The organism is Paenibacillus amylolyticus (assembly GCF_003719335.1).
GTDB lineage: Bacteria > Bacillota > Bacilli > Paenibacillales > Paenibacillaceae > Paenibacillus > Paenibacillus amylolyticus_D.
This window is the reverse complement of the sequence record NZ_RIAS01000004.1, coordinates 370282-395763: the sequence shown is the minus strand read 5'-3', so window position 1 is coordinate 395763 and position 25482 is coordinate 370282. Positions and strand designations below refer to the sequence as shown.

Genomic DNA, 25482 nt, shown 5'->3' with positions numbered 1-25482 from the left:
TACGATAACCCGGTTTGGGGGCAAATAAGGTTTCCTGAGATCGTTAGAAATTCCAGAGCCCCAGGTTCCACTCAAAGTTCTCTACCCTAATTAGAATTGAAACACTTAAGCTAGAAACTCAGATTTTCTAAAAAGAAAAACCACCTGAATCAGCACGCAGCAGCGTGTCTGTCCGAACTTCCTTCACTCGTTGGATACTATCGAACAAGTGGATGCAGTTCAGCTTCAAGTGGTTTCATCCTTGCTTGCAATTCTTTATCATATGAACTTTTTAATTTGTGGCGTACCAACTATACCGAGACATTCTCCCGCAAATATGAGCCCACGGTTATTTAGGTAATTCTCAATCCCGTTTCCACCATTTGAATGTCTTTAGCAGCATTCAACTCCGCCTTCGACAATCGAACGCACATTACTCTTAATCTGTTGTATCCGTGCCAGTGCCACAGTCCTCGCTCGTTTCCGGCAGTGCCCAGACAGACACCCCTCCGCCGCAGACGTGGAACGTAGCCCAGCCATCTTGCTCAATGGTGATCGAATCTTCACAACTACCGGTGAGGTCTTCCCAGACTTGCCCTGCACGATGCTCTCCGACAAACATTCTCTTCTCACCGTCATCTCCGTTCGAGATGACCACTGCGCAACCCGAGCCTTCTATCTCTTCCACGCCGCGGCGAACCCAACCAATGGTGTTGGGATGATCGAAATAGTCTTCCTGCTCTCCATAGGCTTTGTTGCAACGAGCTGACAACAGAATGTCCAAAATCTCTTTTTTGCCCTCCACCAGTTCAGGTCCGCCAATCCCGTAATAATCGCCGTAAAAGACGACGGGATATCCGTCACGACGCAGCAACGTCAGTGCATACGCGCTCGGCTTGAACCAATCGCCAACCCAGGATTCGAGCGCCTCATGAGGCTGTGAATCATGGTTGTCTACAAAAGTCACCGCATGGGTTGGATGAGTCTGAACCAAGGTGTCCTCAAAAATTTTGGAAAGGTCAAAATCGCGTCCCGCCAACGAGGCCTCGTGAAATTTATAGTGAAGCGATACGTCAAACAAGTCAATCTGGTAATCCACTGTGTCTAAAAAGGTACGACAAGCATCCAGGTTGGGATTCCAGAACTCACCGACGATGTAAAAATCTTGCCCGCGTTTGCGGATCATCTCCGCAGCAAATTCCTTGATGAACTCATGGTTAATATGTTTGATCGCATCCAGTCGGAACCCGCCACACTGCAGCGTATCAATCAGCCATTTCCCCCACTCGATCATCTCACGCCGTACATCCGGGTGGTTATAATCTATATTGGCAAACATCAGATAATCATAGTTGCCAAACTCATCATCGACGTTTTCATTCCAGGTTTTGTTCTCGCCAGCAATGCGGAACACACCCGTACGTTCTTCTTTTGCATCAAAATCGGTGCCGTTGAAGTGTTCGGATGTCCATTTGAAGGAAGAATATTCATTGCCCCGGCCTGGAAATGTGAACTTCGTCCAGCCTTCAATCTCGAACGGTTCGGAAATTTCCTTCGTCCGGTCGTTGGGATCAACCTCGATCACCTTAAAAACTTCCTTCTCATCTGCTCCAGCCTTGTGATTCATTACAAGATCCACATAAACGACAATGCCGCTCTTCTGACATTCTGCAATGGCTTCCACCAGTTCCTGCTTGGTGCCATATTTCGTGCGTACCGTACCCTTTTGATCAAATTCACCCAGATCGTACAGATCATACACGCCATAACCTGTATCATCTGCAGACACTGCTTTCGTTACAGGAGGCACCCATACAGAGTCTATGCCTTTTGCTTTCAGTTCCGGGGCCATGTCAGCCAGTCGCTTCCAATGATTGCCGTCAGCAGCCAAGTGCCATTCAAAAAACTGCATCATGGTATGATTTCTCTTCATCACAAACCGACCTCCTTGATTTGCATTCGAAGCGGACCGCGGAACGGATAGGGTATCGCCGTTGTTCGTTCGTGCTAACCAAGTTATAACCCGATTGCCCTATGTTTCAATCATGAAAATGAAAGAATGTTAAGAAATTCAAAGAAAATTTTTCGTAAAGCACTGAAAATAGCACGATAAACACATAAAAAACGTAAACATCATCATATCCGTTTATAATCCATCCATTCGTCAGGTAAAAGAGAACGGTACGGCTCCTGCGTGAAACGGTCATCAACTAGCACGAGTACACCCTTATCTTCTTCGGTTCGAATGAGCCTGCCTCCAGCCTGAAGCACTTTGTTCATGCCCGGGAATACATAGGCGTAGTTAAAGCCGTTGCGGCCCGACTTGTCAAAGTAATCCTTGAGCACGTTATTCTCCAGACCAATCTGTGGCAGCCCTGCTCCTACAACGACAACGCCATTCAGACGGTCTCCCGGCAGATCGACCCCCTCCGAGAACACGCCGCCCATCACCGCAAAAACAAGACGTGTGCGCTCAGGATGCGGCTGGAAAGCCGCCAGGAACTGCTCTCGCTCCTGCTCGTTCATGCCCTGCTCCTGCATCACCGTATCCGCATCGCTGGCCCCCGGAAGCTGTGTATATGTTTGATAGATCTCGCGCATGTACGGATAGGAAGGGAAAAAGACCAGCAGGTTGCTGCGCGGCCACTCGGATACGAGTTGCTGTAACATCTCGGCAATCGGGCGTTTGGACCGCTCCCGGTCTTTATAACGTACAGACAGAGGCATGAGCCGAACGTCCAGCTGTTCCCGGTTGAACGGAGACGGAATCTGCAATGTGTAGTCTTCTTCCTCTGCCCCCAGCATATCGCGGTAATAACGAAGAGGTGACAAGGTTGCCGAGAAATGAATAGTCGAGCGGAAGCCCTTCGCCGTCTGACGCAGTAGCAAAGACGGGTCCAGACAGAACAGTTTCACCCGTACCTCGCTTCGTACACACTCTGCATAGGTGATAAAACGCTCGTCATATAGCCTAGCAATTCGTACGAAGTTCTGTGCAGTAAAATAGGCATCGAGCAGCAGCTGATCCATCTCAGCATTGCCAGACCCACCCTCGGCCAGACATTGCTCCGCCACCATGACAAATGGCTCAAGCCGTTCAATCAGTTCCTCTGGCGCTTCTTGCTGTATGATCTTGCCCTCTTCTCCGCCGTTCTTACGAAGGGTGATCAGATACTTGTCGATGGCTCCGGTATAGTCCACAATCGCTTTGGCGGCAGGTACACTGCTACCGAGCGTCTGGAACTCTCTTTTGACATCGAGAAATACGGCTTTTTCCAGCTCTGCCGAGAACATCATACGCCCACGATCCACCAGATTATGTGCCTCATCCACCAACAGCACCGTCTTGCGCTTCTGTTCCTCCAGCATCCGTTTGAGTGAGATACGCGGATCAAAAATGTAGTTATAATCGCAGATCACCGCATCGGCTGCATATGCCGCATCCAGCGAGAACTCAAACGGACACACCCGATGTTTGCGGGCATACTGCTCAATGACGGGCCGTGTCATCAACGTTTCATGTTCCAGCATGTCCAGCACAGCACCATTAATTCGGTCATAATACCCTTCACACATGCCGCACTGCCCTGTATCGCAGGCTTCCTCGTCCTTGAAGCAAATTTTGTCCTTTGCCGTCAAACTGACGACATGCATGTTCAACCCTTCCGCCTGCATCCGGGCAAAAGCTTCCTCCGCCGCCACTCTCGTAGTCGTTCTCGCGGTCAGGTAGAACAAACGACTGGCCTCACCTTCACCGATGGCTTTCACCGTAGGAAAAAGTACGGACATGGTTTTGCCAATGCCTGTAGGTGCTTTCGCCATAAGTCCCTGTCCTTCACGAATCGTTTTGTACACTGCACCTGCCAGCTTACGCTGTCCTTCCCGGTATTTGCGAAAAGGAAACGGCAGCTCGCGCACACTAACGTCCCGCTCCGCTTCATAAGCAGCAATCATCTCCGCATACGGTGCATAGCCGGCGATGACTTCTGCTGCAAACTGCTCTAGTTCCTGCCGCTCCGCCACGCGGCGAAACCGCCGCTCTTCACCCGTCACCGAATGCACATACGTCAACTGCACTTGCATCCGCGGCTCATCATGCTGAACGGCATACATGTAGGCATACATCTTCGCCTGGGCCCAGTGCACGTCGAGGCCACCTTCCAGCTCGTCCAGGTTACCCGCCGTGGATTTGATCTCATCCACCGTTAATTGCCCCTCCAGGCGAATCAAGCCGTCACATCGGCCTTCAATGACGTAGGTTAGATCTCCATGCTGAAGCTCGGCTTCCAGTACAACTTCTTTTAAATCTTCTTCGGTATATGTCTTCTGCACACGCTGATGAATTCGCGTTCCCTCTTGCATCGATGCATTGGTGCGAAATCCCGGACGGATACTGCCGCTCCGATAAACATACTCGACCAGCGGCCTGACTGATATCCGGATTGTTGTTTTCATACGATCACCCGTTCTGCTTGTAGTGGTTCTACTTTATCACGAAACGGGTTACTCTAACCAGATTTTTGGCAAATTGGACTCGTCCGTTCCCATATGCTATGTTGAGTTGTATAAGTTGAACTAGTTCACGTTACACTTGGACACTTCGATGACAGAACAATCTTTCGATCGCTGTTAAAGCGAACGCTCTGCTTCTCCGGCTTATTTCTGTCCTCTACGTTCTCGCGTGTAAAAATATAGTCAAACTTATTATGGTGTTTACGTATTTAAGAGGAGGCAGACTTCCTATGTATATTTATCTAGTTCCATCTCCATTGCCCGATGCGCTTGCGGCATATCCACATCTGACACTACGTGCTGAAGGTCAGGTACTTCTCGCTATAGAAACCACCGATCGTCTGCTGCATATTGAATCAGATGAACAGGTGGCTGCTTATGAAGCATTTGACGATGCAGGGTCATGGACAGGCGGCGGCTTCGCTGTGTTGAACAACATTCCCGTTACCGAAGATGGTCGAGCTGATTTTGAGGAACGTTTTAAAAATCGTGCTCGCAAAGTAGAAGATGAGCCTGGATTTGTCGGTATTCGTGTACTTCGTCCGCTTAAGGGGGATACATATGTCGTACTGACTCTATGGCAGACGGAGGAGAATTTTAAGGGCTGGCAGCAGTCGCAAGCCTACAACCACGCTCACCGCAATCGCAGCACAAGTGAAGGCCTGACTGCACAGAAACCAACCATGTTCCCTCGGCCTTCCTTTGTGACCACATATACGATTGAGTAGAGAGTAGAATTGGCGAGTTACGCTTAAGTAGAGTTGCTGGAGCTGGGATTTCCGAATAACAGGGCGTATAGTCGTATGATCGTGGATTCGCATAGCTACACGACACTAGGCTACGTACTAACGGTTTACCTGGGTGCGGAGTGAGTGGGGAGTTACGAATTGGAGCGAATGTAGCGATACAACCTCACCATCCTAGTATTCGAAATTCTAACGATCTCAGGGGAGCTTATTCGGTTCTTTTTGTCCTTTCTGGAGATCGTTAGCGCATTCCCTCACCCTCTATTCAGTAAAGCCACAGTTGCTCTACATGGAACAAATAAGTACCCGTAATTCAGAACTGAAACAGACTGAATTACGGGTACTTAAATTTAAACTTTAGTTACACTAGCGCCTCGTTCCAGTTCCAACTCAAACCACCGCTTCATCTCCAGCACTAGCACACCACACACCATAAATTCAATCTTACACTTCGTACATCTACTCTATCTTGTGCTTCTATAGTTTAGAGGTTCTTGTTCTCAGCGCCCTATTTCCTCTATATCTGCTACTGTGCAACAACTTACAACGGGAGCAATGCCACGGATTCACGGGCATTCAATTGCTCTACCATGGCAAGCCACTCTTGCGGTTTATTTGGCAGCACAGCATAGTACCGATTCAGGAAATCGGCAACCAGACTGGATGGCAGCTCCGAAAGGGACTCATCGCCTGGCATAAAGCACAGATCCAAGCCTCCTACCGCTTCACCGTCGCCTTGCCAGGATGGATGAACGTACGGGAAGTCCAGACGCTGATACCCCAGATGGGACAGCACTTCGCGGCGCACGTATGGGTCCATCGGTTTGATGCCGCCAAACGCATGATCCTGAGTCAAATAGGGATTGTAGATTTCGGCAAACATGCCGAACAACGATTTGCCGTTGGCAGCGGCGAGCTGCTGCAGATCAAGCTTCCGATGATTCGCCAGGAACGCGCCGATTCCCAAGCCTTCGCGTCCGATAATCGTAAAATCAGTCATGGCCACGTTCCAGTCCTCATAGTAACGGTACTCCGTTGCACCAACCACTTGGCCTTCATGTACAGCGACAAACACCCGAATGCCCGGGTCTTCCAGTGGTTCAGCCCATAACGGGAAATCGAGCACTTCCTCTGGCGGGAAAATTTCCTGCATCAACTTATGCATTTGAGCAAACAACGGGTCCTGAATGGATGTAATACGTGTAAATTCCATACATAAAAACCTCCCTATTTTAGATATGTATTGCTTTAAACGGATTACGCCACTCCATCAGAGCCGCGTAATGACAAGATTCCTCATCATCCAGATAATCGCTAGCCACACCAACAGGCATACGCCCGCATCGTAGCAGAAATGAAATAACCGGGTCATGCCTTTCTCCAGCGGCAACCTGATCCAGATACTGTTGTGCTGTCATTTGCTCAACTACCCGGTGATATCCAGGCATCCGCCCTGCCCCAAGCAAACGATCCATTCCCTGTGCAATTACAAGATGGTACATCGCCTGCATCATCAGCTGGGCCAGCCCCCACTTACGATATTTCGGGCGGACACAGAGGTCAACGATGTATAACGTATTCCCATCCGGCTGGTGATTGCGGATATATCCATCGTCTGTGACCTCTGCCCACGTATGGCTGGATGGGTGCGCAGCATCCCACTGCATTCGCAATGAAGTCATCGAGCCAGCCAGTTCCCCATCCACTTCGATGCAGATGGCTCCATCAGGATAATGCTGAATATGGCTGCTGAGCTGTTCTTGGTTCCAAAGCAGTTCCTCCGGATATGGTGGCGGAAAACTCTCTGCCTGAACACGGATAAGCTCTTCAAAGTCATGGGCCGCATAATTGCGGATGACCGCTTTGGCTCTACCATGTTCACTACTATCATCGGGAGGAGTTATCAGCATTTCTTTGACATACATCCTGCCTAATCCCTCCTTTGTTTAGCCCTATTCAGCTTCCAAAAGTAGATCTATTCCCAATCGGTGTACAGATCCGTACGACGGTCACGCCAGGTTGTTACCGAGCCACGTTCACGCACCTCGTACAGCAAATTCAGGTCGAGGTCGGCGGTTACAATCATATCGTTATTAATCTCACCTTCCGCCAGAATGCCGCGCGGAGGGAATGGTACATCATTCGGGGTAATGATCGCAGCTTGTCCATAATTGGCACGCATGAAATCCACTGTCGGCAGATGACCCACCGTTCCCGTTAATACAACGTAAATCTGGTTCTCCACCGCACGAGCATGACTCGTGTACCGTACCCGGTAAAATCCGTGGCGGTCGTCCGTACAGGAAGGACAGAAAATTACATCTGCTCCCTTGGCTTTCGCCATACGCACAATTTCGGGAAATTCAATATCATAACAGGTCAGCATCGCAATTCGACCTTTGTCTGTATCAAACACTTCCAGTCCATCACCCGCAGCCATATTCCACTCCGTTACTTCGGTCGGCGTAATATGAATCTTCGCCTGACGCGCAATCCGTCCATCCGGGTAGAACATATGCGCTGTATTGTACAGCTTGCCTTCCCGCCGGATAACGTGAGTGCCTCCGATCAGATGCATATTATATTTAGCAGCAAGCGAGATGAATAACTGCTCATACTGCTCTGTAAAATCAGGCAAATCTTCAATGGTTAACGCATTCCCCTGTGCGTCTCCAATGGACATTAATTGAGTTGTGAAAAATTCAGGGAACAACACAAATTCCGTTCCGAATTCGTCAGCTGTCCGTATGTAATGCTCAGCCTGAGCAGCAAATTCCTCAAATGAACCGATCGTTTGCAATTGATATTGTACAGCGGATACCCGCAGTTTCATAAGTCCCACACCTCCACCAGTATTGTGTCTATATTGTATCAATGATCCGACGATTTATCTAATGCTATAGCTATGGAGGTAAGCCAATGTAGCAGCAATATCTACGTTATTCATCCCTCTACATCCTGCACTTTTATACAAAAAAGCCTCTTCATATGATGAAGAGACTTTAGTAGACTCATTTATTCAATTAAATACCTGGAACCCGCTTATTCAATATCCGAACGTTTCACAATATTGCCGTCACCAAAGATGATTTGATCCATCTCAAACTCAACCTTGATTTTTTCTAAAGGTGTCTCCCTAAGTTCAGTATCTTTATCCATAAACTGATTTAATTCGAAACTACCCTCATAAGACGTGGAAGCTCCAGATTTGATGGGTTCATCATATTTAACGTTTAGTGACTTGATCTCATTATCAAACATGTCTTTGAAGGTAATGACTCCCTGAAACCCTTTAATATCCTTGTCCGAAATGTTCTTCAAGTCAAGCGTCATATGTATAACGTCGCTGAAGATCCATTTATTCGTGTCTTTCAATGTCACACTTTTTTTGATTAAACCAACCTGCACAGACTCATCCAACAGTTTCAATTGACTTTGTTTCTTTGCTTCAGCTTCTTCCTGTTTTCTTTTGATTTCTTCCTGTCTCTTCTTCTCTTCTTCCTCAAGCTTCAGCTGTCTTTGCTTCTCATCGGTTATAATTTGTCCCACCGTTTTAGTAGAAAGATCCGTATTGCTACCCATTGAATATAAAATAGCCTTTCCCAAGAGATCTTTATCTTCTTGCGTGATTTCAGTGCTATTTTTAATATCCTCGGGTACCGTTTCTGAGTATAGTTTTTCGGTTAACGGCTTACCACAAGCCACCAGCATAATCGTCATTAAACCAATCACTATAGACAACTTGAATCCTTTATTTGCAGTACGTTTCTTCAACTTTACACAACCCTTTCGAATTCGGAATAATTGGCAGCCAAGACGGCATAACGAGAAACCATTCAAGTCAATTACCGCGCTCAATCCAGACATACTTACCTCGAAATCTCTTTTGAAATTCGAGCTGCATACTTCATACTTCACACGTCATAGATGAAAAATATATGTAATCAACGCGCACTCTACTCTGTATAACTTTCACAGACTTCAAATCATCTAACTTCTGAACGCTCAGACACCAACCCAGTTTGTAATTATCTTTTTCCAGCAATCTTGTATGCTTTCCTTACTAATATTTTCCTAAAGCACACCCCCTCAGTATCTTTATATCGGTTGAAATGACAATAAAATTAGAAGAAAAGATCGATAAAACTGGAAAAATCAAAAAAATAATTCCAATAAAATTCCAATACAAGTGTTGTATAGTCATTATCCATACCATGTCATATGAAAAAGCCCGTTAATCAGGTCATTAGTGATTGATTAACGGGCTTCCGATCATTCATAACGGAACTCCAAACGATAACTAACCTACGGATGCTCAGGCCTAGTAATCGACTTTACTCTCTGTTCCCCCAGCATGGACTGGGTAAATCCGATCCATTCACGGGTAGCAAAAGACAGATATCGATCCTTCCGCCAGATCATGCCGAGCTGCCAAGGAATGACCGGTTCAATAACGGGGATGATCCTTACGCGCATATGATCAACCTCACGGCAGATCGTCTCCGGCAGCAAAGCCACACCCAGATTCGCAGCAACCATCGCACTTAGCAGATCCCACTGGGAACTCTCATACACCACGCGCGGCTGGAATCCGGTTTGCTGGCAAGCCGCAATAATGCGGTCATGGAGCGCAAAATCTTCCCTAAACAAAACAAAGGCATCCTGTTCCAGTTCATGCAGCGCCACCGACTTCTTTCCAGCAAGCGGATGCGAAGGGTGCACGAGCAGATTAAGCTTTTCCTGAACAAACACAAAATGATCGAGCAGTTCATCTACCGTTGGCAACACCGCAACACCGATATCCAGCGCACCACTGATGACATCGGCCTCCACTTTTTTCGCCCCATCCTCGAACAATTGGATGCTCACCTGTGGATACGCTTTGTGGAATTCACCGATAATCATCGGAAAAAAGCTTGATCCCACCATCGGCGGCAGACCAATGCGCAGATGTCCCTTCTTCAGATTCATCAGATCGTCCAGCTCGGACGAAAGACTGCGGAACGATTTTTCAATCTCCAGCGCCTGCCGAAAAAAGACATGCCCCGCATCCGTTAACTGTACCTGTTTACCGTATCGATCCAGTAGGGTCACGCCCAGTTCCTCCTCCAGACTTTTAACCGTCTTACTAATCGTAGGCTGGGTGATATACAACACCTCGGCGGCCTTTGTAAAGCTCTGCTGCCGGGCAACTTCGAGAAAATATTGCAAATGTCGAACATCCATCGTTTCCTCCCCCTCCTGTCCTTCTGGCCACATCTTTTTTACTACTATAGATAAAAGGAATAGAAAACATTCTTAATATGCATTTTACTCATGAAAGATTGCGCTGTAAAATTTGTGATACGAAGCAACGTTTCCATTCATTTTCATAATCATACGATTTAAATTGATCAGACACATGTTGATATACAAGGAGGGATTCGCGTGAAAAAATGGGGCATCGGGATTGCACAAATTGCGGTATTAATGGTTTTTTCACTGCTTATGGACCTGCTGGCCCGTACTCTCCACCTGCCTGTACCTGGCTCCATTCTCGGAATGGTCGTGCTGTTCATCTTGCTACAAACTGGCGTGGTGAAGCTGCGGTGGATTGAAGTCGGAGCGGCATGGCTGCTTGGTGAACTGCTGTTATTCTTTATCCCGTCGGCGGTTGGCATCATGAATTACATGCCTATGCTGGAGCATGACGGATTGCAGATTTTATTTATCGTGCTGCTAAGCACGTTTCTGGTTATGGCCTGCACCGGCCTCGTTGCTACACGTATTGCCAAACGAAAGGAGCGTCACACCGGATGATTGGATTTTTATGTTTGCTATTAACGGTCGGAATCTACATGGTTGCCAAAAGAATGTATCGCAGTCTGCCCAAAGTATATCTGTCACCGCTACTTATTACGCCGCTGCTCGTTGTAGGCGTACTCCTATTAACCGGAACCGATTATGCTGCATACAGTAGCGGAGGCAAATGGCTTAGCCTTCTGCTTCAACCTGCTACGGTCGCTTTTGCGGTACCGCTCTACACCTTCTTCCATGTGCTCAAAAAACATATTTCCGAAATTGTCGTCAGTGTCATGACCGGATCGGTTGTTGCCGTACTCTCCTCGGCTATGCTTGCAAAATGGTTGCACCTCGACTCCGGCTTGATTCACAGTCTGATTCCGCGCTCGATCACAACGCCCATTGCGATGAATGTATCAGCTTCCATCGGGGGAATCCCGGCAGTTACGGCCTTATTCGTGATTATGACGGGGCTGCTTGGAGCTATTATGGGGCCTTCCATCGTCAAAATGCTTCGTATTGATGGCGAAATTGCGCGCGGTACCCTCCTCGGAACAGGTGCTCATGGCACGGGGACTTCGAAAGCCTTTGAACTGAGTTCATTGACCGGAACGATCTCCAGTATCTCCATGGTTTTGGCTGCGCTCTTCACTTTAGCCGTCGCTCCCGCGCTCTCCAAACTTATTTTCCCATAATAGTTGGAATAATCCCTTTTTTTTGAAATATTATTGTTGTATTAAAGCCCTTTCTTCCTTACAATAAGGACAGGTTTTAATGTTAATATTGCGGGGGAGATGCGATGAAAAGAACCGGAATGAAGAGATCTCTGGACCGTCTCGGACGAATTGTCCTTCCCAAAGAGATGCGGGATACAATGGAAATCCATATCGGCGATCCGCTTGAATTTTTCATTGAAGGGAAAGAGTTGATTTTAAGAAAGTACAAATCAACATTGTGTATTTTTTGCGGTGACGTGGATACGGAAATGTATTTCAAAGAGCAATTCATCTGCCGGACTTGTGCGATTCAATTAAAACACCCAGATGACACTCCCGACTGGTTCGTACCTGAAAACAAACAGGTTTCTGCACCCAAAGAACGTCCTGTTGCCAAACCCGCTGCTGCCTCAGCTTCCTCTTGGGAAGAAGGAGATGCTGCTGCGAGCAAGGACTACCCCGACCTGCGGCCAAAGACGGCGCGCATGCTGCAACAGATGAAAGAGATTATCGAACAGCATCCTGGACTCGCTCAACAGCAAATTGCGGAGAAACTTGGCATTAGCCAGGGACGTGTCTCTCAACTAAAAAAGTTATTATAGCTAGAACGGTATATCATCATAAATAAACAGCGTACTCCCTCAACGACGGTTAGCACGCTGCCAAAGAACCCTGGCTTCATCGGGTTCTTCTTTTTTTATCATTTTATATGGTGAGCGAAAGGAGCCTCATGAATAAAATTTTGTATTTGTCTCAATTCGACCTCATGTCCTCCTTATCCGAGGCCGATCTCGTTGAGATGGACAGCATGACGTCGATAACAACACTCCCTAAACATACAACCATTCAGAGACCGGATACATTTACAGAAGGTTTCTATTTTGTCAAACGGGGCAGAATTCGCTTGTATACATTAAGCCCTGAGGGAAAACAATTTACGGTGGATATGTTGAGTGCAGGTCATGTTTTTGGAGAAATGAAGGGTATTTCCCTCGGCACACGTGATTTATATATTGAAACGCTGGAGATCTGCGACATCTGCCTGATGGACAGAAACCGATTCGAGCAGTTTTTAATCGATCATCCGGCCTTTATGATGAGGATGATGCATGTGCTGAGTGAACGAATCGAGCGAATGAGTGAGCTGACACAGACTCTTGCACTCGGGAATTTGCATGACAAAATTATTCATAGTTTATGTCGGTTGGCCGAGCAGATGGGTTGGACGCAAAAGGATGAATATTGCCTGATTCAGTGTACCATTACACATCAGGAGATTGCCTGGATGGCAGGAGCCTCCAGAGAATCGGTTACTGCGGCTATAAAAGAACTATCGCAATCAGGCCGTATCCGTACCGGATTCAAATCAGCTTCTATCCATGCAAGTGAACTCAGGGCCTTTCGCCAATTGATTTCCCCGTTGCAAGACGTATAACTTGTAAGCTGCCTTACATCCCTGTGCGCCTGTTTTATTGTACTTTATGTATAAATGAGTGCAGACAAGCAAGGAGGCCAAACTATGGAAGCTAACCCTGACAATATCATTGCCGAAGATATTCTGATTCGCAAAGGTGCGCGTAAAGCCGTAGAAATTCCAGAACATGTTCGCCATCTGTTACAAAGCGGGACGATTGAATCCGTGAATCTGACGGAATGGCTGGCGGTAGACCATATTCTTCTCTTGCAACAGATCACCCGCGAACTTGATGTTCCCCTCTCTACACAGGATGTCTATGGAAAACTAGAGCCGAAGGAACAACAGCGTATCATGAAAGTTATCCCTGCAATAGGTTCACTCTGGCTGGAATATATGGAGAGAATACCAAGACAGAAAGAAACAGACCTTTTCATATGTTTAGCAAATCACCGCTCAGACAGTGTTCGCTGCTGGGCAGCTTATATCATTGGGCTGAACCCCCATCTGCAATTGACGGAAAAGCTGAAGCAGATCCGCCCGTTTGCAGCGGATACCCACTTTGGTGTAAGAGAAATCGCTTGGATGGCTGTGCGGGATTCCATCCGCGCAGATTTATCAACGGCTCTGCACGATTTAATCCCGTGGAGTATCGACGCGGACCCAATGATTCGTCGCTTTGCTATTGAATCTACACGCCCTCGTGGGGTATGGGCGAAACACATCCAGCCTTTGAAAGATAATCCGGAGATTGCCCTTCCCTTATTATCCCCTGTGAAATCCGATGCACACCCCTATGTACAGGATTCCGTCAGCAACTGGTTGAACGATGCCAGTAAGACAAACCCGGATTGGGTTCGGCAGACATGTGCCATGTGGATCGAACAATCGGATACCAAACATACACAACGAATCGTTAAACGCGGTCAACGAAGTATCTAATGTGCGGGGAGGATGTGCTTGAATCTAACAGATCATTGCAAGCACATCCTGCAATGGATAACGGACGTAATCCCAATTCATGAAAATGAATTGCCGGCTATGTAACTCCCTGCATGACAGGCCTAAGCTTAGCCATGTTGAATAAGCATTTCCATACTTTGATTAAGCCTGAACCATATCCATATTGCTCTCTTCTTCTTCCAGTCTGTGCAGACTAACCAGTAACACAACGATATTTGCTACAAGCAATACTGCTGGGAGCGGTATAGCCGCATATTGTGCATAGATTAGATGGCTGCCTACAGCTCCGATCAGAATAAACGTTAGTATTCCGGAAGCTAAGATACGCGTACGCGGAATGAGCAACCCAACCGCACTAAGCAGTTCCAACACACCGATCAAATACATTGTCCACGTAGGGTAAGAGAAACTCTCGAAGGTATCAATCATCATCTCCGCTCCCGTAACTTTTGTATATCCCGTCATGATGAAAACACCCGCCAGCACCACCAAAAAAACATATCCCAACACCGTTTTCATATCTTTCATCTCCCATTCATTCAAATGTTATTTTGAGAAGCTTTAACTTATCGCTAATCTTTTCTGCACAAAAATCAGTAAAATACAGTATGTAAGCACTTATCTATGTAAAAGTTCCCTAGAAGAAACTGTAGTTTACTAAGATTTACTAGAACCTTAATAACGTTCAAATTCCCGATGTTTATCCACTGCTCTGGTCTCATGCGTGACTACTCATCCGGAAATGATATGTACATTTATAATACGAATTATTACTCATAAACTTACTTTTATGAAGTGAGTATATAATAATAAGATAATTTCATCAAGTAATTTTTCGTGAAATGATGTATAATACATACAAAAGGTATGTTACAGTATATTTTGTAGTGACGCCCCTTCACTTGAAGGTGCTTTTATTTTTCAGAGCGGCAGAAACTTTTGTCCTTTTATATAGGTTGTATTGCACATTTGCCATGAATCGAGGTGAAACACGTTGAAGTTGAGAAAAGTAAAATCTCCAAGCCCTTGTCTGATTACACAAGCCATGGACATCATTGGGAAAAAGTGGGTGCTGCTGATTATGTATCAGCTGTTATCCGGACCAAAACGGTTCACGGAACTGGAGGCCGAGATGGCGATTAGCGGACGGCTGTTATCGGAGCGGCTGAAAGAGATGGAGACGGAAGGCATTGTAACCCGGCATATGTATCCCGAGATTCCGCCCCGTGTGGAATATGAACTCACCCCTAAAGGTAGAGCGATCGAACCTGTCATTAATCAAATCTACAGCTGGTCCTCGGACTGGTTAAAAGAACAGCAACAATCGAACTAGTCCTAATACATGTTATGACCCGTTACCGTGTTAACACCTGCATTGCTGCCCCCTGCAAGGTAGCTGCAAGCATACGAAAAACGCCTGCATCCGGAACCACAGAGAACATGGTTCGGGTCGCAGGCGTTTTTGTGCGCTAACGATCTGTTTAAGCTTGGAGTTTTACAGGCAGACCGGAGTCCACGGATTCCTGAGCAGCGACGGTGATTGCCTGTGTACGGCAGGCATCTGCGTAATCGGACAAAATGCGGGAACGATCCCCCGTGCGAAGTGCATGAATAAATGCTTCATTCTCACGTTCGTAGGGATTCTGTCCAGCTGAAACCTCAAGTCCTGCCATCGGATGTGACGCCGCACTCGGTAACAGAAGACGGTCGGGTGTCCAGTCCCATACACCGGCATCCGTGTAGAATTGCAGCCCTGCTCCACCCTCACCGTCAGGTAGTAGACACGTATTCGCAATGCTCGCAATCGCGCCGCTTTCCAGCTTCAGCGTCACGTTAGCGACATCATCAACCGTCACATGCTCATGTTTGTCATGTATGCTGCGCTGGGCTGCTACGGCATAGACTTCCGTCACTTCGCCTGCACAGAAACGCAGTAGATCCACGATATGGGTCGTCTGCTCCACAAACTGACCTCCAGATCCATCTTGACGGCGCCACCAACTAACGCCAGGCATACCGCCCATCCAGCGCCCCAGAGCCATACCCACCTTTTGCTCCTGCATGGCTTGTTTCATGACCTGCGCAGCACCCTGGTAACGGAAGTGATATCCTACAGAGGTTAATAAAGAAGACTGTTGCACTTGCTCCAGTATGCGGAGTGGTACGTCCATTCCTGTGCTCAGTGGTTTTTCCACCAGGAACGGAATGCCCCGTTTGATCAACGCTGCCTCAATGAATCCGTGAGACATGGGAGGTACACAGATGTATACGGCATCCAGTTTCTCATTATCCAACATATGTTCAAGATCATCGTAACCCGCTGCATCATATACGGAGGCCATCGCTTCTGCCTTTTCGAGTGTTGTTCCACATATACTTGCGACACGAACACCTTCCATACGTGTAAGAATATCTGCGTGTACTTTACTAAACCAACCTGTTCCTATGATTCCGATCTGTAATGTCATGGATGTGATCCCCTCTCTGTTACGCGCTTACATGTTCCATTCGACCCAGTTCCGCAAATTCCTGCTCCTCTAACTCTTGCCGGATGCTTCCAGCAACAGTTGATCCAATTCCTTAGCGTAGGTTGCTACCTGCTGTTCTGACCAGCCAAGCTGTTCTGCCATATATATGCTGACTGCTGATTTATAACGGCGTACCTCATCGATGCGGAAAAATAAATCCCCCGTTCGGCGTACCCAGAAATCGGCTGGCGTTGCCGCCATCTCTTCCTCCATCGCGTAACGAAGCATCAACAAAAGCTCCTGTGACATGCCGTGAAGCTCTGCCTTGGTTCGTGGATCAGGCATACGCTCGTATAGCGCATCCACGTTGGAGCCATACGTACGAGCAAGCCGTTCCGCTGCTTTCCGGTCCAGACCTAACGCGACGCCATCCTTGATCTTGCGTTCGGTGTACGTGACGTATCCGGCTGAGCCGCCAACATCTCCCCCGGAGATCGGCATCTTCTTGGTTACACATGGTCCCGGAGTGTAACCGAACTCTTGGTGCATCTGACGTGCGACCAGATCCACGACCATCTCGGCCATTTTGCGATATCCCGTCAGTTTGCCTCCAGCGATAGTAATCAGGCCGGAATCCGATACCCAAACCTCATCCTTACGCGAAATCTCTGAAGGGCCTTTGCCCTCTTCATGGATCAGTGGACGCACGCCTGCCCAGCCTGATTCCACATCCTCTGCACGAATCTGGACATCCGGGAACATGCCGTTCACTGCATCAATGACATAATCACGGTCTGACTCCGAAATGAACGGATGAGCCGGGTCATCACGGTATACGGTATCGGTTGTACCTACATAGGTTTTGCCATCCCGCGGCACCGCAAAGACCATGCGTCCATCCGGCGTATCAAAATAAACCGCTTGCCGTAGCGGGAACCGGGCTCCGTCAAATACAAGATGAATGCCTTTGGTCATCTGTAGCGTTTTGCCCTGGCGTGAGCCATCCACTTCACGGAGGGTATCCACCCATGGCCCTGATGCATTGATCACTTTTTTCGCCATAAGCTTATAACTATTTCCGTTTAGTTGATCCATCACATGAATGCCTGTAATCATTCCATTCTCTTTCTGAAAAGAAGTTGCTTTCATATAATTAACAGCCAGCACCCCGTGCCGCACCGCTTCCTTCATGACTTCAATCGTAAGTCTCGCATCATCCGTCCGGTACTCCACATAACGTCCGCCTCCCAGCAGTCCCTGCTTCCGCAGCAAAGGCTCACTTGCAGATGTATCACTGGCACTCAGCATCTGACGACGCTCACTGCGCTTCACTCCAGCAAGCCGGTCGTACACCATCAAACCCATAGATGTACTGAAACGGCCAAACGTGCCTCCCGTGTATATGGGCAATAACATCGGTTCTGGTGTCGTTACATGTGGCCCATTCTCATAAACCACCGCCCGCTCTCTTCCAACTTCGGCTACCATCTTCACTTCAAACTGCTTCAGGTATCGCAAGCCGCCATGAACCAGTTTTGTGGAACGGCTCGATGTGCCTGCCGCGAAATCCTGCATCTCCACAAGCGCCGTCTTCAATCCACGAGATGCCGCATCCAGAGCAATTCCTGCACCCGTAATGCCTCCACCAATCACCAATACGTCAAAATGTGCATTCGACATTTGTTCCATAACTTCGGTTCGTTTTGCCGCCGAGAACGTTGCTGTCATGTACGACCCCTCCATAATTCCCCTTATTTTTCTCTAAAAAACAACAAAAAAAGAACCACGTCATTCGTTCAGCAATTGCTGAACGCACGTGGTCCCTCCCGATCTCCAGACATCATTTTTTAACTTGTAACCTAATCCTATCACAGATTTTCGGTGGCGTGAAGGCCTGATTTGACACATTATTCAAAAAAATTCAAAAAATTTTTTTTGTGCAAGGATGGAATTTCAAAGCAATCCACTAAATCTACAATTTTCCTTATTGTGGACAATACATCCCCTCCATCCAGGAAGATAATCCCTGTAAATCAAGCGTCATTTCCCACCAGTAAATATCATTTATAACATATGTTTAATGAAAAAGTACAAATGACCATTTTTAAAATTTTAGGGAGGCTTACGTCCGTTTTCTATTTTATTTAAAAGCCATGGCCGCCTTGATTGCTCGTTGCCAACCGAAATATAACTGCTCCCGCTCGTCCTTGGCCATCACAGACTCAAAGACTCGCTCCGTATGATCGTGCTGGTTCAATTCATCTACGTTTGACCAGAACCCGACGGCCAAGCCTGCCAGATAGGCTGCACCGAGAGCTGTCGTTTCGTTCACTGACGGGCGTTCCACAGGAATACCCAGAATATCACTTTGGAATTGCATCAGGAAATCATTCGCCGCCGCACCCCCATCAACACGTAGCATATGTACAGGGTACCCAGAATCAGTTACCATGGCCTCCAGTACATCCTTGGTCTGATAAGCCAGCGCCTCAAGTGCAGCACGGATAAAATGCTCCTTCGTGGTGCCGCGAGTAAGGCCAAATACCGCCCCTTTCACATCACTGTCCCAATACGGGCTCCCGAGTCCCACAAAGGCAGGTACCATATAGACTCCATCCGTCGAAGGTACCCGCTTCGCATAGTCCTCACTGTCTTTGGACGAACGAAGCATACGAAGACCGTCTCTCAGCCACTGCACAGCTGAACCTGCTACAAAAATGCTGCCTTCCAGCGCATATTGAACTTTACCATCCACACCCCAGGCAATCGTTGTAATCAGCCCGTGATCCGATTGCACAGGTTTTTCTCCTGTGTTCATCAACATGAAACATCCGGTACCGTATGTATTTTTCATACTGCCCTGGATGTAACATCTCTGACCAAACAATGCAGCCTGCTGATCTCCTGCCGCACCCGCGATCGGAACCCGGTGACCGAAGAAGTGGTAATCTGTCGTATGCGCATATATCTCGGAAGAGCCACGAACTTCAGGAAGCATCGCCTTAGGGATATTCAGAATGTCCAACAATTCGTCATCCCACTGCAGCTCATAGATGTTATACATCAGGGTGCGCGAAGCATTCGAAACATCCGTAACATGGGTCCCACCGCTCAGTTTCCAGATCAGCCAACTGTCGATGGTGCCAAACAGTAACTCCCCTTTCTCTGCCCGTTCACGTGCACCAGGGACATGATCCAGAATCCATTTTACTTTTGTGCCCGAAAAGTAGGGGTTAATGAGCAAGCCTGTTTTCTGATGAAACAGGTCGTCCAGCCCTTGCGTTTTCAACTCATCACAGATGGATGCTGTCTGTATGGACTGCCATACCACTGCGTTATAGATCGGTCTGCCGGTTTGCTTATCCCACACCACTGCGGTTTCCCGTTGATTGGTGATGCCGATACCTGCAATCTGTGCAGGTTTGATGCCACTCTCCGCCAGACAGGATGCCATTACAGCGAGGATGGAGCTCCAGATTTCGTTGGCATTTTGCTCCACCCAGCCCGGTTTGGGAAAATACTGCGGGAACTCTTGCTGTGCCATATGCACAATCTCGCCGCTGTGGTTAAACAGAATTGCCCGGGAGCTGGTTGTGCCTTGGTCCAGAGCCAAAATAAATTTTTCCATACCTTGTGCCTCCAGTGTGTAATCATAATGTAAGCGATTTCTTAAAATACTTGATCAAATCATCATTGGATGTCGTTACAGCTGCCGCTCCGACACCGAGTGCAAGTTCTACCTCTTCAGGTGTGCGAATCAGTCCCCCTGCAATGATGGGGATACCTGTTCGTTCAGACACCTCCGCAATAATATGCGGAATGACGCCAGGCAATACCTCGATATAGTCCGGCTGTGTTTTGGCAACCAGTTGGTAACTTTTCTCCAGCGCATGGGTATCCAGCAGGAATACCCTTTGAATCGCCGTAATGCCTTTTTGTTTTGCTTTCTGGATGATACTGGCACGTGTTGAGATCAGGCCGGCTGGGCGAATATGCTGGCATAGATATTCTGCAGCGTACTCGTCATTTTTCAGCCCCTGCACCAGATCGGCATGCAACAAAATCTTCTTTTCATACCGCCGAGCCTGCTCCATCATACTCTGCAGCTGTGCGATATGCGTTTCCAACATAACCCCGTAAGTATAAGGGCCTTCGATGATTGCTTCAAACTGCTTCATACTCTTCGCCGCTGGCAAAATACGCTGTCCCTCAAATGCCACCATCGTTCCTCCTGCATCCATCAGATGCCTATATTGTATAATTCGTCACACACCAACGGCAAGCTATTTGGGGGAAGAACAAGGAAAGCAGCGACGTATCTTGCAACGAAAAAAGACTGCTACTGCACTTTTCAATGAAAAGCACCGTAACAGCCCATCTACACTGCAATCTACGTTTGATTACTATCAATCAAAATCTTACTCCAAATCGTTATTTTTAATCAATCAAGCCTGTGCATGTGGAACACGTGTCTCTGTCCCCGCATCGGCCCAGTTATCGCTTTCCGCCAGGTGACCTGAACGGTTCACTTTCGTTTGCAGATACTTCTCATTAAATGCCGACCGATCTCCCCATAGCGGAACACGTCCGCCCACATTGAGTCCTGCTTCCTGCAAAGCAGCCAGCTTACGTGGATTATTCGTGATCAACGTAACCGGAGCCGAGCGAAGTGCGCGCAATACAGCAATTGCATCGTCATAATTACGTGCATCATCCGTGAAGCCGAGTTGCAGGTTCGCATCTACCGTATCCAGACCTTCTTCCTGCAAAATGTAAGCCATTGCTTTGCTGAACAGGCCAATGCCCCGTCCTTCATGATTCGCAAGATAAAACAGCGCACCTGCGCCATGTGCCGCAATCATTTTCATCGACTGCTCCAGCTGGAAGCCACAGTCACAGCGTTTGCTGCCAAAGATATCGCCCGTGTGACAGATGCTATGCATACGAATCAACGCATCCTGCGCCTCAGCAAAGTCGCCATATACCAGCACGCTGGATTGCTGACGCTCTGCCAGTTCAGCACCCGCAAGAGATGCGATCAGTTCGCCGCTTTCCATCGCTTTATCCGTTTTCAGCCAGCTGTACCACTGAAATGTTCTCGTTTCCCCATCCAGATTGACCGGCAGTTTAATGGGCCCCACCAAATGTATGAATTCTTTTCCACTCGGAAAAGTCTGGATTTTAGGGGCAAGCAGTTGAATAATATGTGAATTGATCATCGTTCGTTCCTCCTGTTAAGCATCTTCATCTCAAATTGTGCCATAATATTATGCATTCGCAACCGCTTTGATTTTGGATCACTTACTGACGCAATAAATTCCAAAGCATCTTATTTTCAAGCTCTGTTCACAGCGAAATATTACGTATCTATATAATCCTCACTATAATTAGTTACTTAATGTAAGTTAGTTTAGAATAAAAATTATATTGTGTCAAGTAACTTTTATTTTTAAAGTAACTACTAAATTTATGTTACGCAATGGACACAAACCATGTGTTTCATTCGAGGAATATTGGGTATGAGTTTAGAAACTGCTCATACACTATTGGTGTAGTCCACGAAGCCCAGCCTTAGTCCTTGATACTTCTTGCGTCAAACCTAATGATGAGGGGGTTAGCCTATGAAACGCCGTAGAAGAACTTGTTGGATAGCCATCATCATGGTCTGTGTCCTGCTAATCAGCGGATGCTCCATCTGGCCGGGACAGGATGATTCAGCATCCAGTAAAAAGGTAGCGCTTACATTGTGGTACTGGAATCGATCCATTGACGACAAACTCATTGCCAAGGCCAAAGAGAAATTCCCGAATATTGAACTGACTGCGCAGAAGATCGGCGGGGATTTCAAAGCCAAGCTTAAAACGACCCTCGCTGCACGTTCAGGTGAGCCAGATATCGTTGCACTCAACGACTGGATCATGGAGTTATTCCCAAGCGAGGATCGCTTCTATAACCTGTACGATCTAGGCGCAGGAGAGGTCGAAGACCAGTATCTGCCGTGGAAATGGAAGCAGGGCGTGACGCCAAATGGACAGATGATCGGCTTTCCGATGGATACGGGGCCAACAGCACTTTTCTATCGCGCAGACTTGTTCAAGGAAGCAGGGCTACCTTCCGAGCCGGAGCAGGTTGCACGCCAGATCGATAACTGGGATGCCTATGCTGTTGCCGGAGAGCAGATCAAGGAGAAGTTTGCCGGAAAGGTGTTTCTGACCGATAACATTGGAAGCGTTTACAATCAAGTTCTTTCTCAAGCTTCAGAACGTTATTTCCGTCCAGACGGGTCGTTTATCGGCATGGATTCTCCTACTGTACACAAAAGCTGGGATACAGCGGTTGCTTTCAAGGAAAAAGAACTGCTTGCTAACGCTGACGGCTGGACACCCACCTGGAATGCAGCGATGAATAACGGCGAAATTGCTTCGTTTGTTGGTGCCGTCTGGATGAAGCAAGTACTCCAGGAGGCAGCACCGGATACTTCAGGCAAATGGCGTGTTACGCGCGCTCCTGGGGGAGATGGCAATAATGGTGGCTCCTTTCTCTCCATTTTAAAATCAAGCAAACATCCAAAGGAGGCCTTTGAATTGATTCGCTGGCTGCAAAGCCCAGAAAACCAACTGGAGCAGTACCAGACACTCAACCTGTTCCCATCAGCCCCAAGCGTGTTTGATAAACCAACCATGAAAGAAAAGGAATCTTTCTTCGGCGGGCAAGCAACAGGTCCGATATTTGCTGAATCTGCACAGCATGTGCCGGATGCCTTTTTTGGCGAACGATATCCGTCTGTACACAACATTATCACCCGGCGGCTGAATGATATCGCCAAACAGGACGCTGATCCACAGCAAGTCTGGTCGGATACGGTGCACCGCGTCGAGCGGGCATTACAGCGTTAAAGCATGCATTTGATCACAACGGTTATCACTTATATTTATTAGCTTCACTGGATCTCGTTTGATGTGGTTCGTTATCCGTAAAGGAGGAGTTGTTATGGCTGTCACCGAACCTCGCACGTCCCCTGATTCCGGTCCGTTCCAGCCCGATCTAGACCGGCAAAAATCACTTTGGGCCCGTATATGGGAGCATCGTGCGCTCTATGTTGCCATCTCGCCTTTTTACATTTTGTTCGCCGTGTTTGGCCTATTCCCGATTGCCTTCTCGTTCTATCTGGCCTTTCATAAATGGGATGGTATCGGTGTGATGACGTATAACGGCTTGAACAATTTCAAATATATGCTTACGGATGCCGAGTTCTGGCAAGCGGTCGGCAACACGTTTATGATCTGGATTTATTCGACCATTCCCATGCTTTTCTTCGCTCTGATTATTGCGTTTCTGCTACATGCGCCTTTCATCAGATTCCGTACCTTGTTCCGGGTCGGTTACTTTCTGCCCAATGTGACGTCTATCGTGGCTGTAGCGATCATCTTCGGCGCACTGTTTGCGAACAATTACGGCTTCCTCAACTATCTGTTGCAGTCGGTCGGCCTTCCCGTAGTCGAGTGGCTGAATGCACCATGGGGCATCAAAATCGCTATCTCCTCCATGGTTGTCTGGCGCTGGACCGGATATAACGCCATTATCTATCTGGCCGGACTTCAGAGCATCCCGCAGACGCTGTATGAAGCAGCCAGAATTGATGGGGCATCCGCTGTGCAATCCTTCTTTCGTATTACCATTCCGATGCTACGCCCCGTCATCCTGTTCACGGTCATTACATCTACGATTGGCGGCATGCAACTGTTCACTGAACCACAAGTGCTCGTGGGAAATGACGGTGGTGCCGGAGCAGCCGGTATGACCATCGTACTTTACTTGTACCGTGAGTCATTTATCAACAACTATTTCGGATACGGTGCTGCCGTTGGCTGGGGCATGTTTCTGATTATTGCCCTGTTCTCGATCGTGAACTGGAAGCTTGTTCAAGGCAAATCATCCTGATGTGACAAGGGGGAGCGCTCATGGCGTCCAAACATCTCAAGTCGCTGGTGCTGTATACCGGCCTGATCGGTGGCATGCTTATATCCATGTTCCCGTTCTATTGGCTCATGGTTATGTCCACCCGAACAACGTCCGACATCTACAAGTTTCCGCCCCAGCTCTGGTTCGGCGGTGAACTGTGGAATAATATTACACGGGTTTTGCAGCAGATTGATTTCTGGGGAGCCTTTCTGAATACCTTGTTTGTATCAGGTATAGTGACCATTCTGGTGTTATTTTTTGATTCACTGGCGGGATTTGCGTTTGCGAAGTTTGAGTTTCCCGGCAAAAAATGGCTTTTCGTCCTGCTGCTCGCCACCATGATGGTGCCTTCCCAGCTGTCGCTGGTCCCTTCCTTCGTGCTGATGGCCACGTTCGGGTGGGTGGGTTCCTTCAAAGCCCTCATTATTCCGGGCATGGTCAATGCCTTCGGCATCTTCTGGATTCGTCAGTATGCGACGGAATCCATCCCGAACGATCTGCTGGATGCAGGACGAATTGACGGATGTAATTTCTTTCGTTTGTATTGGAACGTTGCGTTGCCGATTCTACGGCCTGCGTTTGCTTTTCTCGGAGCATTCACCTTTATCGGCGTGTGGAATGACTACCTGTGGCCGCTAATTGTACTGACAGATGCACGCAAGTACACGTTGCAAATTGCATTATCTCAATTAAATGGACTCTATAATACAGACTATGCGATGGTCATTGCAGGTACACTGCTTGCCGTTCTTCCACTCATCATCATGTTCCTGTTCATCAGCCGCCAGTTTATCTCGGATATTGCCGCAGGAGCTGTGAAGGACTGACCTTTGAGAAGTAAGAAAACTCTAGAGCGGAGCACGTAGATGAAGCCATTTTGATCCTTCCCTCAAGTCTGATATTCTTATTATATAGATGATATACCAGACGTTATATAAGCT

General features: G+C 47.7%; 23 protein-coding genes. 10 read left to right on the top strand and 13 right to left on the bottom strand.

The window, feature by feature from the left end; translation table 11 throughout:
* Nucleotides 1-418: 418 nt before the first annotated feature.
* A complete protein-coding gene (locus EC604_RS10420) occupies nt 419-1912 on the bottom strand; it encodes an alpha-amylase (RefSeq protein ID WP_123064097.1) in 1494 nt (497 codons plus the stop codon).
* A gap of 203 nt (nt 1913-2115) precedes the next feature.
* Nucleotides 2116-4434: a helicase C-terminal domain-containing protein gene (locus EC604_RS10415; RefSeq protein WP_123064096.1), complete on the bottom strand. Its 2319-nt coding sequence runs from the start codon at nt 4432-4434 to the stop codon at nt 2116-2118.
* Between the two features lie 287 nt (nt 4435-4721).
* Between EC604_RS10415 and EC604_RS30820 the strand changes: the two genes are divergently transcribed.
* Entirely contained in the window at nt 4722-5219 is a 498-nt protein-coding gene (locus EC604_RS30820; protein ID WP_123064095.1) for an antibiotic biosynthesis monooxygenase family protein, read from the top strand.
* Between the two features lie 559 nt (nt 5220-5778).
* Here EC604_RS30820 and EC604_RS10405 read toward each other — a convergent pair.
* From EC604_RS10405 to cidR, 5 genes are all read right to left on the bottom strand, one after another.
* Nucleotides 5779-6450 carry a GNAT family N-acetyltransferase gene (locus EC604_RS10405; protein ID WP_123064094.1) on the bottom strand — a complete coding sequence of 224 codons (672 nt, stop codon included), beginning with the start codon at nt 6448-6450 and terminating at the stop codon, nt 5779-5781.
* A 19-nt stretch (nt 6451-6469) separates the two neighbouring features.
* Complete coding sequence (locus EC604_RS10400; protein ID WP_123064093.1) at nt 6470-7162, bottom strand: GNAT family N-acetyltransferase; 693 nt, start codon at nt 7160-7162, stop codon at nt 6470-6472.
* A gap of 50 nt (nt 7163-7212) precedes the next feature.
* Nucleotides 7213-8070 carry a carbon-nitrogen hydrolase family protein gene (locus EC604_RS10395; protein ID WP_123064092.1) on the bottom strand — a complete coding sequence of 286 codons (858 nt, stop codon included), beginning with the start codon at nt 8068-8070 and terminating at the stop codon, nt 7213-7215.
* Nucleotides 8071-8279: 209 nt separating this feature from the next.
* Complete coding sequence (locus tag EC604_RS10390) at nt 8280-9011, bottom strand: hypothetical protein (RefSeq protein ID WP_123064091.1); 732 nt, start codon at nt 9009-9011, stop codon at nt 8280-8282.
* 531 nt (nt 9012-9542) lie between these two features.
* Nucleotides 9543-10463, bottom strand: a complete 921-nt coding sequence (gene cidR / locus EC604_RS10385) for a cidABC operon transcriptional activator CidR (protein WP_123064090.1) — start codon at nt 10461-10463, stop codon at nt 9543-9545.
* Nucleotides 10464-10664: 201 nt separating this feature from the next.
* On the opposite strand from cidR, the gene EC604_RS10380 reads away from it, so the two are divergent.
* The 5 genes from EC604_RS10380 (at nt 10665) to EC604_RS10360 (ending at nt 14090) form a co-directional block, all read left to right on the top strand.
* Nucleotides 10665-11036, top strand: a complete 372-nt coding sequence (locus EC604_RS10380; protein WP_123064089.1) for a CidA/LrgA family protein — start codon at nt 10665-10667, stop codon at nt 11034-11036.
* On the top strand, nt 11033-11713 hold the full coding sequence (locus EC604_RS10375; protein ID WP_123064088.1) for a CidB/LrgB family autolysis modulator: 681 nt from the start codon (nt 11033-11035) through the stop codon (nt 11711-11713). Before EC604_RS10380 ends, EC604_RS10375 begins: the two co-directional genes overlap by 4 nt.
* 104 nt (nt 11714-11817) lie before the next feature.
* Nucleotides 11818-12336, top strand: a complete 519-nt coding sequence (locus EC604_RS10370; RefSeq protein WP_123064087.1) for an AbrB/MazE/SpoVT family DNA-binding domain-containing protein — start codon at nt 11818-11820, stop codon at nt 12334-12336.
* 128 nt (nt 12337-12464) lie between these two features.
* Nucleotides 12465-13169, top strand: a complete 705-nt coding sequence (locus EC604_RS10365; protein WP_123064086.1) for a Crp/Fnr family transcriptional regulator — start codon at nt 12465-12467, stop codon at nt 13167-13169.
* Between the two features lie 84 nt (nt 13170-13253).
* A complete protein-coding gene (locus EC604_RS10360) occupies nt 13254-14090 on the top strand; it encodes a DNA alkylation repair protein (protein ID WP_192895081.1) in 837 nt (278 codons plus the stop codon).
* A gap of 162 nt (nt 14091-14252) precedes the next feature.
* Here EC604_RS10360 and EC604_RS10355 read toward each other — a convergent pair whose 3' ends face one another.
* Nucleotides 14253-14630, bottom strand: a complete 378-nt coding sequence (locus EC604_RS10355; RefSeq protein WP_161556911.1) for a DoxX family protein — start codon at nt 14628-14630, stop codon at nt 14253-14255.
* 526 nt (nt 14631-15156) lie between these two features.
* On the opposite strand from EC604_RS10355, the gene EC604_RS10350 reads away from it, so the two are divergent.
* The gene (locus tag EC604_RS10350; protein WP_123064188.1) at nt 15157-15444 is read left to right on the top strand and encodes a winged helix-turn-helix transcriptional regulator; all 288 of its coding nucleotides are present in this window, start codon (nt 15157-15159) and stop codon (nt 15442-15444) included.
* 148 nt (nt 15445-15592) lie between these two features.
* Here EC604_RS10350 and EC604_RS10345 read toward each other — a convergent pair whose 3' ends face one another.
* The 5 genes from EC604_RS10345 to EC604_RS10325 form a co-directional block, all read right to left on the bottom strand.
* The gene (locus EC604_RS10345) at nt 15593-16579 is read right to left on the bottom strand and encodes a Gfo/Idh/MocA family protein (protein ID WP_123064084.1); all 987 of its coding nucleotides are present in this window, start codon (nt 16577-16579) and stop codon (nt 15593-15595) included.
* 69 nt (nt 16580-16648) lie between these two features.
* Nucleotides 16649-18307, bottom strand: a complete 1659-nt coding sequence (locus EC604_RS10340; RefSeq protein WP_123064083.1) for a glycerol-3-phosphate dehydrogenase/oxidase — start codon at nt 18305-18307, stop codon at nt 16649-16651.
* Nucleotides 18308-18719: 412 nt separating this feature from the next.
* Complete coding sequence (glpK, locus tag EC604_RS10335; RefSeq protein WP_123064082.1) at nt 18720-20207, bottom strand: glycerol kinase GlpK; 1488 nt, start codon at nt 20205-20207, stop codon at nt 18720-18722.
* Nucleotides 20208-20229: 22 nt separating this feature from the next.
* Entirely contained in the window at nt 20230-20799 is a 570-nt protein-coding gene (locus EC604_RS10330; protein ID WP_123064187.1) for a glycerol-3-phosphate responsive antiterminator, read from the bottom strand.
* A gap of 225 nt (nt 20800-21024) precedes the next feature.
* Complete coding sequence (locus EC604_RS10325) at nt 21025-21798, bottom strand: GTP cyclohydrolase II (protein ID WP_123064081.1); 774 nt, start codon at nt 21796-21798, stop codon at nt 21025-21027.
* A gap of 402 nt (nt 21799-22200) precedes the next feature.
* On the opposite strand from EC604_RS10325, the gene EC604_RS10320 reads away from it, so the two are divergent.
* The 3 genes from EC604_RS10320 (at nt 22201) to EC604_RS10310 (ending at nt 25368) form a co-directional block, all read left to right on the top strand.
* Nucleotides 22201-23475, top strand: a complete 1275-nt coding sequence (locus EC604_RS10320) for an ABC transporter substrate-binding protein (RefSeq protein ID WP_123064080.1) — start codon at nt 22201-22203, stop codon at nt 23473-23475.
* Nucleotides 23476-23569: 94 nt separating this feature from the next.
* Nucleotides 23570-24520 carry a carbohydrate ABC transporter permease gene (locus tag EC604_RS10315; protein ID WP_240036778.1) on the top strand — a complete coding sequence of 317 codons (951 nt, stop codon included), beginning with the start codon at nt 23570-23572 and terminating at the stop codon, nt 24518-24520.
* Between the two features lie 20 nt (nt 24521-24540).
* Complete coding sequence (locus tag EC604_RS10310; RefSeq protein WP_123064079.1) at nt 24541-25368, top strand: carbohydrate ABC transporter permease; 828 nt, start codon at nt 24541-24543, stop codon at nt 25366-25368.
* Nucleotides 25369-25482 lie beyond the last annotated feature (114 nt).